This window comes from Litchfieldella qijiaojingensis (genome assembly GCF_014651875.1).
GTDB lineage: Bacteria > Pseudomonadota > Gammaproteobacteria > Pseudomonadales > Halomonadaceae > Litchfieldella > Litchfieldella qijiaojingensis.
This window is the reverse complement of record NZ_BMXS01000020.1, coordinates 48,632-62,271: the sequence shown is the minus strand read 5'-3', so window position 1 is coordinate 62,271 and position 13,640 is coordinate 48,632. Positions and strand designations below refer to the sequence as shown.

General features: G+C 61.8%; 12 protein-coding genes. 6 read left to right on the top strand and 6 right to left on the bottom strand.

Annotated elements, in window-relative coordinates:
- Positions 1–13: 13 nt before the first annotated feature.
- The 6 genes from IE093_RS16840 to IE093_RS16815 form a co-directional block, all read right to left on the bottom strand.
- A complete protein-coding gene (locus IE093_RS16840; RefSeq protein WP_189471218.1) occupies positions 14–718 on the bottom strand; it encodes an ABC transporter ATP-binding protein in 705 nt (234 codons plus the stop codon).
- A gap of 67 nt (positions 719–785) precedes the next feature.
- Positions 786–1,556: an ABC transporter ATP-binding protein gene (locus IE093_RS16835; RefSeq protein WP_189471216.1), complete on the bottom strand. Its 771-nt coding sequence runs from the start codon at positions 1,554–1,556 to the stop codon at positions 786–788.
- A gap of 313 nt (positions 1,557–1,869) precedes the next feature.
- Positions 1,870–2,187, bottom strand: a complete 318-nt coding sequence (locus IE093_RS16830) for a hypothetical protein (protein ID WP_189471213.1) — start codon at positions 2,185–2,187, stop codon at positions 1,870–1,872.
- Positions 2,188–2,291: 104 nt separating this feature from the next.
- Entirely contained in the window at positions 2,292–4,121 is a 1,830-nt protein-coding gene (gene typA, locus IE093_RS16825) for a translational GTPase TypA (RefSeq protein ID WP_189471211.1), read from the bottom strand.
- A gap of 125 nt (positions 4,122–4,246) precedes the next feature.
- Positions 4,247–5,236 carry a polysaccharide deacetylase family protein gene (locus IE093_RS16820; protein ID WP_189471210.1) on the bottom strand — a complete coding sequence of 330 codons (990 nt, stop codon included), beginning with the start codon at positions 5,234–5,236 and terminating at the stop codon, positions 4,247–4,249.
- 59 nt (positions 5,237–5,295) lie between these two features.
- Positions 5,296–5,835 carry a glycosyltransferase family 2 protein gene (locus IE093_RS16815; protein WP_189471208.1) on the bottom strand — a complete coding sequence of 180 codons (540 nt, stop codon included), beginning with the start codon at positions 5,833–5,835 and terminating at the stop codon, positions 5,296–5,298.
- A gap of 571 nt (positions 5,836–6,406) precedes the next feature.
- Here IE093_RS16815 and glnA point away from each other — a divergent pair.
- From glnA to IE093_RS16785, 6 genes are all read left to right on the top strand, one after another.
- Entirely contained in the window at positions 6,407–7,813 is a 1,407-nt protein-coding gene (gene glnA / locus IE093_RS16810; protein ID WP_189471206.1) for a glutamate--ammonia ligase, read from the top strand.
- A 163-nt stretch (positions 7,814–7,976) separates the two neighbouring features.
- Positions 7,977–8,582, top strand: coding sequence for a DUF4124 domain-containing protein (locus tag IE093_RS16805; protein WP_189471204.1), 606 nt, complete (start codon positions 7,977–7,979; stop codon positions 8,580–8,582).
- A 212-nt stretch (positions 8,583–8,794) separates the two neighbouring features.
- On the top strand, positions 8,795–9,838 hold the full coding sequence (glnL, locus tag IE093_RS16800) for a nitrogen regulation protein NR(II) (RefSeq protein WP_189471202.1): 1,044 nt from the start codon (positions 8,795–8,797) through the stop codon (positions 9,836–9,838).
- A gap of 73 nt (positions 9,839–9,911) precedes the next feature.
- Positions 9,912–11,321, top strand: a complete 1,410-nt coding sequence (gene glnG, locus IE093_RS16795; protein WP_189471200.1) for a nitrogen regulation protein NR(I) — start codon at positions 9,912–9,914, stop codon at positions 11,319–11,321.
- A gap of 137 nt (positions 11,322–11,458) precedes the next feature.
- Positions 11,459–12,409 carry a hydroxymethylglutaryl-CoA lyase gene (locus tag IE093_RS16790; protein ID WP_189471198.1) on the top strand — a complete coding sequence of 317 codons (951 nt, stop codon included), beginning with the start codon at positions 11,459–11,461 and terminating at the stop codon, positions 12,407–12,409.
- A gap of 2 nt (positions 12,410–12,411) precedes the next feature.
- Positions 12,412–13,617: a CaiB/BaiF CoA transferase family protein gene (locus IE093_RS16785; RefSeq protein ID WP_229803678.1), complete on the top strand. Its 1,206-nt coding sequence runs from the start codon at positions 12,412–12,414 to the stop codon at positions 13,615–13,617.
- Positions 13,618–13,640 lie beyond the last annotated feature (23 nt).

Below are 13,640 nucleotides of genomic sequence, written 5' to 3'. Positions count from 1 at the left end.
GCGGCGGGCGTGTTCAGCCACCCAGGAAGCTCTTGGCGACCTCTGGATCGTTGAGTAGGGCTTCGCCGGTATCGGTGAATCGGTTCTGTCCCGATGCCAGCACGAACCCCTTGTGGGCGATGGCGAGAGCCTGCTTGGCGTTCTGTTCGACCATCAGGACACCGACGCCGGCGGCGTTGATGGTCTTGATACGCTCGAAGATCTCGTTCATGAACAACGGAGACAGGCCGGCAGTGGGCTCGTCGAGCAGTAGCAGGCTGGGTTCGACCATCAGTGCGCGGCCCATGGCCACCATCTGGCGCTGCCCACCGGAGAGCTCGCCGGCCGGCTGGCGACGCTTCTCACGCAGCGGTGGAAAGAATTCGTAGACCTGCTCGAGCATGCGGCGGAAATTCTGGGGACGGATATAGGTGCCCATCTCGAGGTTTTCCTGCACCGTCAGGCTGGGGAAGATGTTCTTCTCCTGGGGCACATAGGCCATGCCCTTGTGCACCAGCTTGTTGGGAGCAGTGTTGGTGATCGGTTCGCCGCGCAGGCGGATTTCGCCTTGGCTCACCGTGAGCATGCCGAAGATGGCCTTGAGCATGGTCGATTTGCCGGCTCCGTTGGGGCCGACGATCACACCGATCTCGTTGACCTCGATCGACATGTTGACGCCGTTGAGGATGTTCATGCCGCCATAGCCGCCATGCACATCGCTTGCTTCCAGTAATGCCATGCGTACGTTCCTGGACGTTGTCCTATGCGAGCGAGGCCGGCACGGACCGGCGTCCCGCCCGGCATTGTTATTCTGTCGGAGCCCCGAAATAGGCTTCGATGACCTGAGGGTTGTTCCGGACTTCCTCGATGGTGCCTTCCATCATCACGTGTCCTTGGGCAAGCACGATCACCGGGTCGCACAGCCGGGCGATCATGTCCATGTCATGTTCGATGACCAGGAAGGTGTAACCCCTCTCTCGGTTGAGGCGCTCGATGTTTGCGACCAAATCGCCGAGCAGGGTGCGGTTGACGCCGGCGGCGATCTCGTCGAGCAATACTACGCGGGCGTCGGCCATCATGGTGCGGCCGAGTTCCAGCAGCTTCTTCTGGCCGCCGGAGAGGTTGCCGGCCAGTTCGTTGCGCACGTGGGAAAGGCCGATGAAATCGATGACTTCCAATGCGCGTTGACGCACATCGTTTTCCTGTTGGCGTACCTCGGTGTGTTTGAACCAGGTGTGGAACAGGTTTTCGCCGAGCTGGCGTGGTGGCACCATCATCAGGTTTTCCAGCGCCGTCATGTTGGAGAATTCATGGGCGATCTGGAAGGTGCGCAACAGCCCTTTGTGGAAGAGCTCATTGGCGGGCATGTTGGTGATGTCTTCGCCATTGAACCGGACCCGACCCGAGTCCAGCGGCAGGTTGCCGGCGATGATATTGAACAGGGTCGTCTTGCCGGCGCCGTTGGGGCCGATCATACCGGTGATCGAGCCTTCCTCCACTTTTATCGAACAGTCGTCGAGGACACTCAGCCCACCGAAGGCCTTGTAGACATGGCTGACTTCGATGATTGTGCTCATTCCCCGTCCTATGTCGTGTTGTCGATCTTGTAATTGAAGCCGCTGATGGCATGTGGCCCGTCGTTAGAGCGCCACAGTGCAACTTTGCGCCAGGCGGTGGCACTTGACCAGATGGCAAACGTTTATGAGACGTTGGACTAGGGCTCTAGGCGGTCAGTGGCAACTCTGATGGTCACTGGGGGCGATCATATCTTCGCTTTGATGCGGTGCAAAGGCGAATATGGCGCCTCATGTAATGGCAATTCCCACGTTTGGCGCTCGCCCCTGCAAGCCTTCAGGCCGCAGGGGCGGTCATCGGGGAAAGCGTGAGGTATCAGTCATTGTTCTCCGCGTCGGGAGCGCGGCGGTCGAGGGCACGCATGTCGTCGGGCAGGCGAACCATGTCACCCAGCGTCAGCTTGCCGTGTATTTTCTTGCGTTCTCCCGTGCGCGGATTGATCAGGGCGACCACCTCGCCGATGCTCGTATCGTTATTGACAAAGGCCTCTACGCGGACGCGTACCGTGATGCCCTTGTAGTGGGCGGAGATGATGCTGCCAGGATGTGGCTCGACATAGTCTTCGGGGTCATTGGCATAGAGCGCCATGACACTGTCTTTGCCGGGGTCGTCCCATTCCACGTGCTTGTGCATGTGGGAATCTCCTCTCACTGTTTGCCCTATTGTCAGATTAGCCACTTTTCATGCAAACGAAAAAGCCCACCGCGGGGGTGGGCTTCAACGCAGAGGTCGGGGGCTTACCCCTTGCTGGCCCGCTTGCGCTCGTTCTCGGTGAGGTGCTTCTTGCGCAGGCGAATGTGGTTGGGCGTGACTTCCACCAGTTCGTCGGAGTCGAGGAACTCGATCGCCTGTTCCAGCGAGAACTTCACCGGCGGGGTCAGCACGATGTTTTCGTCGTTGCCCGAGGCGCGCATGTTGTCGAGCTTCTTACCCTTGGTGGGGTTGACCACCATATCGTTAGCGCGGTTGTTGATACCGACCAGCATGCCCTCATAGACCTCGGTGCCGTGATCGATGATCAGCTTGCCACGTTCCTGCAGGGCATAAAGGGCGTAGGCCAGGGCTTTGCCCGAGACCATTGACACCAGTACGCCGTTGCGCCGTTCGATGGAAGCGTCAGGCTTGAGCGGGCCGTAGTGATCGAAACGGCTGGTGAGGATGCCGGTGCCCGATGTGAGGGTCAGGAACTGGCCGCGGAAGCCGATCAGCCCGCGTGCGGGGATAATGAAGTCCAGGCGCACGCGGCCCTTGCCGTCGGGGTTCATGTTGCTCAGCTCGCCCTTGCGATAGCCGATCTCCTCCATGATCGCCCCCTGGTGCTGCTCCTCGCAGTCGATGATCACCTCTTCGTAGGGCTCCTGCTTGACCCCGTCGATCTCACGGATGATTACCTCGGGGCGGCCCACGGCGAGCTCGAAGCCCTCGCGGCGCATCGTCTCGATCAGCACCGAGAGGTGCAGCTCGCCGCGGCCGGAGACCTTGAACTTTTCCGGGCTCTCGCCCTGCTCGACCCGCAGCGCGACATTGTGGATCAGCTCCTGGTCGAGGCGGTCCTTGATGTTGCGACTGGTGACATACTTGCCGTCACGGCCGGCGAAGGGCGAGTCGTTGACCTGGAAGGTCATCGACACGGTGGGTTCGTCGACCGACAGCGGTGGCAACGCCTCGACGGCGACCGGGTCGCACAAGGTATCGGAGATGGAGAGGTCATCGATCCCAGTGATGCATACGATGTCGCCGGCGGTGGCCTGGTCGGTGGGCACGCGCTCCAGGCCCAGGTGGGTCATCACCTGGCCGATCTTGCCCTTGCGGGTCTTGCCGTCGGTGCAGACCAGAGTGACCTGCTGGTTGGGGCGCACCGCGCCGCGCTTGATGCGGCCCAAGCCGATGACGCCCACGTAGCTGTTATAGTCCAGCGCCGAGATCTGCATCTGGAAGGGGCCATCGAGCTGTACGTTGGGCGGCTCGACGATATCGACGATGGCCTGGAACATCGGCGTCATGTCGTTGGCGAGCTGATCCGGCTCGGGGCCGGCGATGCCATTGAGTGCCGAGCAGTAGATGATCGGGAAGTCGAGTTGCTCGTCGCTGGCGCCGAGATTGTCGAACAGGTCGAAGATCTGATCGATGACCCAGTCGGGGCGTGCGCCGGGGCGGTCGATCTTGTTGACCACCACGATCGGCTTGAGCCCTTGAGCGAAGGCTTTCTGGGTCACGAAGCGGGTCTGTGGCATGGGCCCGTCGACGGCGTCGACCAGCAGTAGCACCGAGTCGACCATCGACATCACGCGCTCTACCTCGCCACCAAAGTCGGCGTGTCCCGGGGTGTCGACGATGTTGATGTGGTAAGCCTCGTCGGAACCGGGCGCCTGCCAGCGGATCGCCGTGTTCTTGGCCAGGATGGTGATGCCGCGTTCCTTCTCCTGGTCGTTGGAGTCCATGATGCGCTCTTGACCCTCGGCCTTGCGGTCCAGAGTGCCAGACTGGCTCAATAGCTTGTCGACCAGAGTGGTCTTGCCATGGTCGACGTGAGCGATGATGGCGATGTTGCGAAGATTCTCGATCACGACGGGATCCTGCTGCGAAAATTGGGGCGTATTATAGTATCTTGCCCGCGACGCCTACCAGCGTTGTCGGTCAATAATTGATCTGGATTGTGGCGCTGAATGTCAGATCAAGATGTTAGCCGCCATCATCGATAGCCCAGTAGCCAGTCGTATAGCCGTCCGGGGCTTTGCGCCACCGGCTGGCTGATAGGGATGCGCGGGATGGCCAGGGGGTCGTTGCGGTGGTTGAGCCAGCCGCCGGTACCGGCCAGGGCGAGCTGGACACCGCAACGCAGAGCCAATCGACGCAGGCGCAACGAGGGTTGGACGTCGGGGTAGGCGAAGGCGTCGAGCGGCTCGCGGCACAGCCGCTTGAGATCCTTGCGCGAACGCCGAATATGCCAGCATACCCGTTCGTCGCTCAGGGGCTCCAAGGCTTCCGGTAGCACGCCATGCGCGCCGAAGCGGATCAGGCCGCCATGCTCCAGGCGCCGCAAGGTGAAGGGGTCGATGCCGTGGGGCGGCAGGTCGAGAAGGCGGTGTAGCTCCTCGCCAGTGCGGCAGAGGGTCAGTGGACAGGCCGCCCGCAGTTGCTCGAGGTAGCCGAGCAGCGCCTTGCTGTAGGCTTCCTCCGGGTGTACAGGTGGCATGGGAGGCAGAGGCAGGCCGGCATCGCCCAGAACCTCACGGATCAGCTCGGGGCGTCGGTGCGTCCACAGGCTTTCGGCGATTACCTCCCACCAGAAGCCGCGCGGTTTGCCGAGAAGTCCAGTAGTGACGAAGATACTCGCCGGCAGGGCATAGTGCTCGAGCACCGGGGCGGCCACTTCGGCATTGTCGTGCCAGCCGTCGTCGAAGGTAAGCGCAATGCAGGCACGTGGGTCGCGGTGGGGCTTGAGAGCGGTGCCCAGGCTAACGATACGTGCGACATCCACCAGGCTCATCAGCAGGTGGTGGAAACTTTCCGGGCCGAGGCAGTAGGGGGCACGATGCGGCAGGCGCGCGGCCTGCTCGTCAGCAAGCACGCGGTGCAGCACCAGAATGGCACTGCGCCCACGCAACGGTTCGGCCAGGCTGCGCCGCCAGTGGCCGCGAAGCCGTTGAGCAAGATCCCTGGCAAGCCCGATACCATTCATGGCGGTTCTCCCGGCGGAGATGCCCTTAGTTTACGCCCTCTCTTTTTCCCTCGCAGCTCCTATAGAGGTAGCTCCAGAACCCTGGCCTGACAGGCTCGCAGGCGCGTTACCAGGTCCTGGCAGGCAGTTTCGTCGAGGGCGGGATCGAAACCACCGATACGCTCGAACCAGCCTCGCTGGACGCACAGCGTTCCCGGTGACGGGGTTGTGCGCCAAAGTCGCACCAGGCCACGAGGCAAAGTTGTATCACTTGGCTGGAACAAGACCGCGTCCCAGTGTTGCCTGCTCAACAGGGCATCGGCGCTGTTCAGCCAGTCGTCGGCGAGTTTGCCGCGCGGTGCGGGGAACACCAGTGCTTCGCCAGGGCTGCGCTGCACGGCCTCGTTGCCTCGGGCGCCAACCGATGCCTGGGGGATAGCCTCGAAGCGGGCACCGAAGCGTTGACTCAAACGCGCCAGTCGGGGGCTGTCTTCTTCGCTCACCACTCGAATCTCTACACGGCCGGGGAAACGCTGGATGGCACTTTTCAGCGTGGCCAGGCAGCGTGGCAAGCGAGATGCCATCAGCCGCGAATCGACAATGATGCAGTAGGCATTCATCGAGGGCAGCGTCCCGTGAGCGTGCCAGGAGTTGGCCCACGAAGGCCGCTGGCGATTACCGAAGACCTCGCGTCGCATCACACGCCCGCGCGGGTGACAGTGATACCGCTCCTGGCTTCTTGTAATAAAGAGTAGCCTTTGGTTGCTTAAGGTATCAATTTATTGTCCGTCTGATTTTTCTGATTACCGTTATGCTAGGGGGCGGCAGATAAAGGATGGCTGAACCATAGTGCAGCACCTGCAGCGATTTTGATGGGCTATAATGGTGCAAGGCGATCTATTTTTGCACTCATGTGGTGCGTTTGTGCTCGTCGTGGTGGTGAAACGCACCGATGTCGCGCTCGAGATCAATTGAAGCTGGTGCAATAAATTATTTTTATTTCAATGTGTTGTCTGTGAGTGGGATCGGATGCGCGCCATTTTGGCACGCTGCCTGCATTGCACTCTTCAGAGTCATGAATGCCTATTCGTCGTCAAGACTGCCGTGGGCAAGCTGCCCGGGGCATGCTACAAACGACGCGGGATACTTAAGCCAACGAGACGAGCCATCGCTCACATAGTGGAGGACAACATGTCTGAGAAGACCCTCGCCCTGATTGACGAACATGATGTTAAGTGGGTCGACCTGCGTTTCACCGATACCAAGGGTAAGGAACAGCACGTCACCATTCCGGCCAACGCCGTCGACGAGGAGTTCTTCGAGAACGGCCAGATGTTCGATGGTTCCTCCATTTCCGGCTGGAAGGGCATCAACGAGTCCGACATGATCCTGCGTCCGGAGGATGGCACTGCCTTCCTCGACCCGTTCACCGAGGATTCAACCCTGGTGCTGCGCTGCGACATCATCGAGCCGGCCACCATGCAGGGCTACGAGCGTGATCCGCGCTCCATCGCCAAGCGCGCCGAGGCCTACCTGCAGTCCAGCGGCCTGGGCGACACTGCCTTCTTCGGTCCGGAGCCGGAGTTCTTCATCTTTGACGAAGTGCACTGGAAAGCCGACATCGAAGGCGCCATGTACAAGGTGACTTCAGAAGAGGGTGCCTGGTCCACCGACCGTCCCATCGAGGGTGGCAACCTGGGCCACCGTCCGCGCATCAAGGGTGGTTACTTCCCGGTACCGCCTGTGGACAGCTTCCACGATATCCGTGGTGCCATGTGTAACACCATGGAAGCCATCGGCCTGACCGTCGAGGTACACCACCACGAGGTGTCCAACGCTGGCCAGAACGAGATCGGCGTCAAGTTCAACACGTTGGTCAAGAAGGCCGACGAACTTCAAATGATGAAGTACGTGGTGCACAACGTGGCGCATGCCTATGGCAAGACCGCTACCTTCATGCCCAAGCCGCTGGTCGGTGACAACGGCTCCGGCATGCACGTCCACCAGTCGTTCTGGAAGGAAGGGGTCAACCAGTTCGCCGGTGACGAGTATGCCGGTCTGTCCGAGATGGCGCTGTACTACATCGGCGGCATCATCAAGCATGCTCGCGCCCTGAACGCCTTCACCAACGCTTCCACCAACTCCTACAAGCGCTTGGTGCCGGGCTTCGAAGCGCCGGTGATGCTGGCCTACAGTGCCCGCAACCGTTCCGCGTCCATCCGCATTCCGTACACTGCCAGCCCCAAGGGCAAGCGTGTCGAGTGCCGCTTCCCGGACCCGACCGCCAACCCCTACCTGGCGTTCGCCGCCATGTTGATGGCCGGCATCGATGGGATCAAGAACAAGATCCATCCGGGCGACGCCATGGACAAGAACCTGTACGACCTGCCGCCGGAAGAGGGCAAGTCCGTACCGACCGTGGCCGAGAGCCTCGACCAGGCCCTGGCGGCGCTGGACGCCGACCGCGGCTTCCTTACCGAGGGTGGCGTGTTCACCGACGATATGATCGATGCCTACATCGAGCTCAAGAACGAGGATGTCGAGCGTCTGCGCATGACCACGCATCCGGTCGAATTCGACCTCTACTACAGCTGCTAAGCCCGGTTCCGACCGTCGCACTGCAACTGGCGTGACCTGAAGGGGTTCCACCGCGAGGTGGAACCCCTTGTTTGTGCTTTACACTCACCAGGAACTGATCGCTTCGCGTCGGGGGGACACCGCTGTGAGCTCACCGCGCCCTGCACTGGTGGGAGAAGAAAGAGTGCGACTTCGTCTGATAGGGCTGGTGTTCGGGCTCTGTTTGCCGCTCGCCGCTTCGGCGACGCCCATCTATCGCGGCACCGATGCGCAAGGCAACGTGATCTTCACCGACCGGCCCCTCCCGGGTGCCGAGCGGGTCGAGCTGCCACCGGTAACGGTCGTGCCGTCGCGCAAGCTCCAACTCTCCGAGCCTTCTCGCGAAGCCGACAGGGATCGCATGCGCCGCGAAGAGACGGCGCCGTTGCCGCCATTCATGCCGTATACCACCTTTCGCATTACCTCTCCCGGCGATGGGGAAACCTTGCCCACAGGGTATGCCGGTAATGTCCGGGTCGAGCTGAATATCGAGCCCGAACTGCGCCGGGATAATCGGGTGCGGCTGCTCGTCGATGACCGTGTCAGCCAGACGGCCAGGCATACCTCGACCTTCATGCTCACCAATCTGGAGCGAGGCGAGCATGAGCTGCGGGCGGAACTGCTCGACACCAATGGCGAGGTGCGTCACCTCAGTGCGCCGGTGACTCTCTACGTGCAGCGTGCCAGCGTGAATCTCCCGCAAAATCCCAATAACCCCTCTCATCGCTTGTCGCAGGTCTCGCCACGATGAGGCACGGCGCCGACAACATGGCATGGCGGTGCGCAACGAACGCGCGGCGTTCCTTCCTGTTTTGCCCAAGATGATAGCGGCCGTCTTCCTTTATGCACTAAATTGGTGCATAGGGGTGGGTTGCGTGACCGAACCGGCGCGCTTTTTCGCCATTTCAGGGCTGGCGCGCTTTTTGCACAGCAATAGTGAATGCCATCAATGTGGGATGCACCATGTACCAACGTCTGCTCGAACACCTGACCACGGCGGTGCTGCTGCTCGACGGCACCCTGCGGGTGCGCTGGCTGAATCCGTCGGCTGAGGCGTTGCTTGCAGTCAGTCTGGGACGCGTGCAAGGAACTCGCCTCGAATGCTTGGAGGGCGTCGGTGGTGAAGTATCCGAGGTGTTGACCAAGGCCCGCGTCGAATTCCACCCGTTCACCCAGCGTGAAGCCCTGTTGCGGTTGGCCAGTGGCGACAGCATCACGGTCGACTTCACCGTGACACCGTTGTCGGATGATGAGCTACTGTTGGAAATCGAACCCCGTGATCGCTTACTGCGCATCTCGCGCGAAGAAGCTCTCATCGCACGCCAGGAAACCATCAAGGTGCTGTCCCGCGGCTTGGCGCACGAGGTCAAGAACCCGCTGGGCGGCATTCGCGGTGCGGCACAGTTGCTCGAGCGCGACCTGCCCGATCCGCAACTGGCCGAGTTCACACGCATCATCGTCGAGGAAGCCGACCGGCTGCGCGACCTGGTCGACCGTATGCTCGGCCCCAACCGGCCGGAGCGCCATGCGCCGCTGAATATCCACAAGGTGCTCGAAAGGGTTCGCACCTTGCTGACCGCCGAACATCCGCATATCGAGGTGGTTCGCGACTACGATCCCAGCCTGCCGGAGCCAGTGGGCGACGAAGCGCAGTTGATCCAGGCCGTGCTCAACGTGGCGCGTAACGCTCTGGAAGCCATGGAGGAGAGTGGGACGACCGAGCCACTGCTGACCCTGCGTACTCGCGCCAAGCGCCAGTTCACCTTGGGCACCGAGCGTCATCGTCTGGTTTGTGAAGTGGCGATCATCGACAACGGCCCCGGCATTCCCGAAGGACTGCGTGAAACCTTGTTCTATCCGATGGTGTCCGGTCGCGCCGAAGGCAGCGGCTTGGGATTGTCCATCGCCCAGTCGATCCTGCATCAACATCAAGGACTGATCGAGTGCGATTCCGCTCCCGGGTGGACCGAGTTCCGTTTATTGATGCCGTTGGAGACCGCTTCATGACGTCAGGCGTATCTCTCTCAGTGGCGAATTCTTCCATCTCAGCCGCCGCAGGCACTATACGCAGGAGGCCCTTATGACCGATGCCGCGCGTATCGTCATTGTCGACGATGACCGAGCCATTCGTTGGGTGCTGGAGCGCGCCCTAGCCCAACCCGATCTCGAGGTCGAGAGCTTCGAGCGCGCCGACGCGGCTCTCGAGAGCCTGCTGCAATCGCCCCCGGAGGTGCTGCTTACCGATATCCGCATGCCTGGCCTGGATGGCCTCGACCTGATGGCCAAGGTGCGGGAGTCCCATCCAGACCTGCCGGTGATCGTGATGACCGCGCACTCCGATCTCGATAGCGCCGTGGCGTCCTACCAGGGCGGTGCCTTCGAGTACCTGCCCAAGCCGTTCGATGTCGACGAGGCGTTGGCCCTGGTGCGGCGCGCCGTGGCCCATGCCCGTGAGCGTCAGAGTCCAGCCAGCGCCCCCGAGGGGCTGTCCGCCGAGATCATCGGTGAGGCGCCGGCCATGCAGGAGGTGTTCCGCGCCATCGGCCGGCTCTCGCAGTCGCACATCACGGTGTTGATCAATGGCGAGTCGGGGACCGGCAAGGAGCGCGTGGCGCAGGCGTTGCATCAACACAGCCCACGGGCCGGCAAGCCGTTCATCGCGCTGAACATGGCGGCGATTCCCAAGGATCTGATGGAATCGGAGCTGTTCGGCCATGAAAAAGGCGCCTTCACCGGCGCTACCGCCCAGCGTCGCGGTCGCTTCGAGCAGGCCGACGGCGGCACCCTGTTTCTCGACGAGATCGGCGACATGCCGCCGGATACCCAGACGCGCCTGTTGCGTGTGCTGGCCGATGGCGAGTTCTATCGGGTTGGTGGGCATGTGTCGGTGAAGGCCGACGTGCGGATCATCGCCGCCACACACCAGAACCTCGAAAAGCTGGTCGAGGACGGGCGCTTCCGCGAGGACCTCTTCCATCGCCTCAATGTGATTCGCATCCATCTGCCGAAGCTTGCCGAACGTCGCGAGGATATTCCGCGCCTGGCCCAGCACTTCCTGGCCGAAGCGGCCAAGGAGCTTTCCACCGAGGCCAAGGTATTGACCAAGGAGGCCGAGGAGCACCTGACGCGACTTCCGTGGCCGGGCAATGTGCGCCAGCTTGAGAACACTTGCCGCTGGCTGACGGTGATGGCCTCGGGTCGCGAGATCCTGGTCGACGATCTGCCGCCGGAGCTGCGCAATGTCGGAGACAGCGAAGCCGCCGCCGGCGACTGGCGGGCAGCTTTCCGCGACTGGGCCGATCGTGCCCTGTCTGCTGGCCATACGCATCTGCTGGAGGAGGCGGTACCCGACTTCGAGCGCATCCTGATCGAAACGGCGCTCAAGCACACCGGTGGGCGCAAGGGGGAGGCCGCCGAACTGTTGGGCTGGGGACGCAACACGCTGACCCGTAAGGTCAAGGTCCTGTTGCCGGCGCTAGCCGAGGATTGAGCTTTATGGCACCGGGGTGGTAGAGCCTCGGCCCCGGCAGTACGTACCATACTAGTACGAAAGGTGCATGGTCGCCGGTAGCGGGTGGTCCTTATATTCGAGGGATATTCGACACTCACTACGTAGTAGGCGCGATTATGCACGACGCCACTCCGAACCCAAGGCGGGTTCATATCACCGAAGTTGGCCCGCGTGATGGGCTGCAGAATGAGACAGTCCTGCTATCCACGTTGGAAAAGGCTGAGCTGGTGAGAGCCTTGGTGGCCGCCGGGGTCAGGGAATTCGAGTTGACTTCCTTCGTCAGTCCGCGAGCGGTACCGGCTCTCGCCGATGCGGCGGAGCTAGTGGCCGAGCTCAAGGATATCGAGGGCGTTCACTTCTCGGCGCTGGTGCCCAATCTTCGCGGTGCCGAGCGAGCGCTGGAAGTGGGAGTCGACTCCGTGGTGCTGTTCGTCTCGGCCTCGGAGAGCCACAACGCCAAGAACGTCAATTGCAGCGTGAACGAATCGCTACAGAGCTTCGAGCGGGTAGCCGGGTTGCTTGAAGGCAGTGGCATCGAGTTGCGTGGGGCAATCGCCACCAGTTTTGGCTGTCCTTTCGAAGGTGATATCGATGTTGCTTCCGTGGGTCGCATCGCCCGACATTTTGTCGAACTCGGTGCGGCTCATGTGTCGCTGGGCGACACGACCGGCATGGCGACTCCTCCTCTGGTGACCGAGCGTATCCTCCACCTGCGTGAGGTTTCACCGTCGCTGTCGCCCACGCTGCATTTCCACAATACTCGCGGTATCGGCCTGGCCAACGTCATGCAGGGCCTGGCGCTCGGCGTCGACCGTTACGAGAGTTCGATTGGCGGCCTGGGAGGCTGTCCTTTCGCTCCGGGCGCTTCAGGCAATATCGCCAGCGAGGATCTCGTCTACCTGCTCGAGGAAATGGGGATCGAGACCGGCATCGATCTCGAGGGTATGATCGATGCCGCTCGCATTGCCACTCGCCTGATGGGGCATCCATTGCCTGCGCAGGTTTCCAAGGCCGGGCCGCGTCTGTCGCTCAGCGACTGTTCGGCCGTGGCCACGGCAAAAGGATGAGCATGTCAGCTTCACAATCCCACATGGCGGGCTCCCTCGACGGCATTCGCGTCATCGATTTGACGCGGGTGATCTCCGGGCCCTTCTGTACCCAGATACTCGGCGACCATGGCGCCGAGGTGATCAAGATCGAACCGCCGGGGCGCGGCGATGTGCTGCGTGTGCAGGGCAACATCGTCAACGGTTTCAGTTGGTATTTCGCCCAGTTCAATCGCAACAAGCGCTCCCTGACCCTCGATCTGCGCAGCGACGAGGGCAAGGCGATTCTCTGTCGGCTGCTGGAAGAGGCCGATGTGCTGGTCGAGAATTTCCGTCCCGGCGTCATGGCCAAGATGGGGCTCGACGACGAGACATTGCGCAAGCGTTACCCACGCCTGGTCGTCGGACGCATCAACGGCTTCGGTTCCAGCGGTCCTTACCGCGACCGTCCCGCCTATGACTTCATCGCCCAGGCCATGAGCGGCTTCATGGGCGTCAACGGGCCCAGTGACGGTGAACCCATGCGCGCGGCTCCGCCAATCAGCGACATGGTCGCTAGCCAGAACCTGGCCTTCGGCGTCTGCGCGGCCTTGGTGCGTCGCGAGCGAAGCGGCCAGGGCGATATTGTCGAGACCGCGCTGACCAATGGCTTGATCAGCATGATGGGCTATCTGGCGGCGGAGTTCTTCGCCACCGGCCAAGTTCCGGCGCGCACCGGCAATGACCATCCCATGCTCTACCCCTATGGCCTGTTCAAGGCCAACGATGGTGAGGTGGCCATCGCACCCAGCAACGACATCATGGTCGAGCGTTTACTGGAAGCGCTGGACATGTTGCACCTGCTAGAGGATGAGCGCTTCAGTGACAATGCCCGCCGCATGGCTAACCGTGAAGCGCTACGCGAGATCCTGACGGGGGTGACCGAGCGGCGCAGCGTCGACGAATGGATCGAGCACCTCAACCGGGCCGGTGTACCCTGCGGGCGGGTCTATAGCCTGCGCGAGACTTTCGAGGATCCCCAGGTGCAGGCCCAGCACATGAAAATCGAGCTGGATCAGGGCGAGTTCGGCCGGGTTCCCACCACCGGCTTTCCGGTGAAGATGAGCGAGGCTCCGGCGGCGGTGCATCATTCGGTGCCGAGACTTGGCGAGCATAGCCGGGAGGTCCTGCTCGAACTGGGCTTCGATGAAGCGGAAGTCGACGCCTTGCATGAGCAAGGCGTGATTTGAACTACCCTGCAAGGTGTCGCCGG

Bases quoted from the DNA above. Each gene is read 5' to 3' on its own strand.
- glnL (WP_189471202.1), top strand. From the start codon at position 8,795: ATGTACCAACGTCTGCTCGAACACCTGACCACGGCGGTGCTGCTGCTC.
- glnA (WP_189471206.1), top strand. From the start codon at position 6,407: ATGTCTGAGAAGACCCTCGCCCTGATTGACGAACATGATGTTAAGTGG.
- glnG (WP_189471200.1), top strand. From the start codon at position 9,912: ATGACCGATGCCGCGCGTATCGTCATTGTCGACGATGACCGAGCCATT.
- IE093_RS16835 (WP_189471216.1), bottom strand. From the start codon at position 1,556: ATGAGCACAATCATCGAAGTCAGCCATGTCTACAAGGCCTTCGGTGGG.
- IE093_RS16815 (WP_189471208.1), bottom strand. From the start codon at position 5,835: ATGAATGCCTACTGCATCATTGTCGATTCGCGGCTGATGGCATCTCGC.
- IE093_RS16840 (WP_189471218.1), bottom strand. From the start codon at position 718: ATGGCATTACTGGAAGCAAGCGATGTGCATGGCGGCTATGGCGGCATG.
- IE093_RS16785 (WP_229803678.1), top strand. From the start codon at position 12,412: ATGTCAGCTTCACAATCCCACATGGCGGGCTCCCTCGACGGCATTCGC.
- IE093_RS16830 (WP_189471213.1), bottom strand. From the start codon at position 2,187: ATGCACAAGCACGTGGAATGGGACGACCCCGGCAAAGACAGTGTCATG.
- IE093_RS16790 (WP_189471198.1), top strand. From the start codon at position 11,459: ATGCACGACGCCACTCCGAACCCAAGGCGGGTTCATATCACCGAAGTT.
- IE093_RS16820 (WP_189471210.1), bottom strand. From the start codon at position 5,236: ATGAATGGTATCGGGCTTGCCAGGGATCTTGCTCAACGGCTTCGCGGC.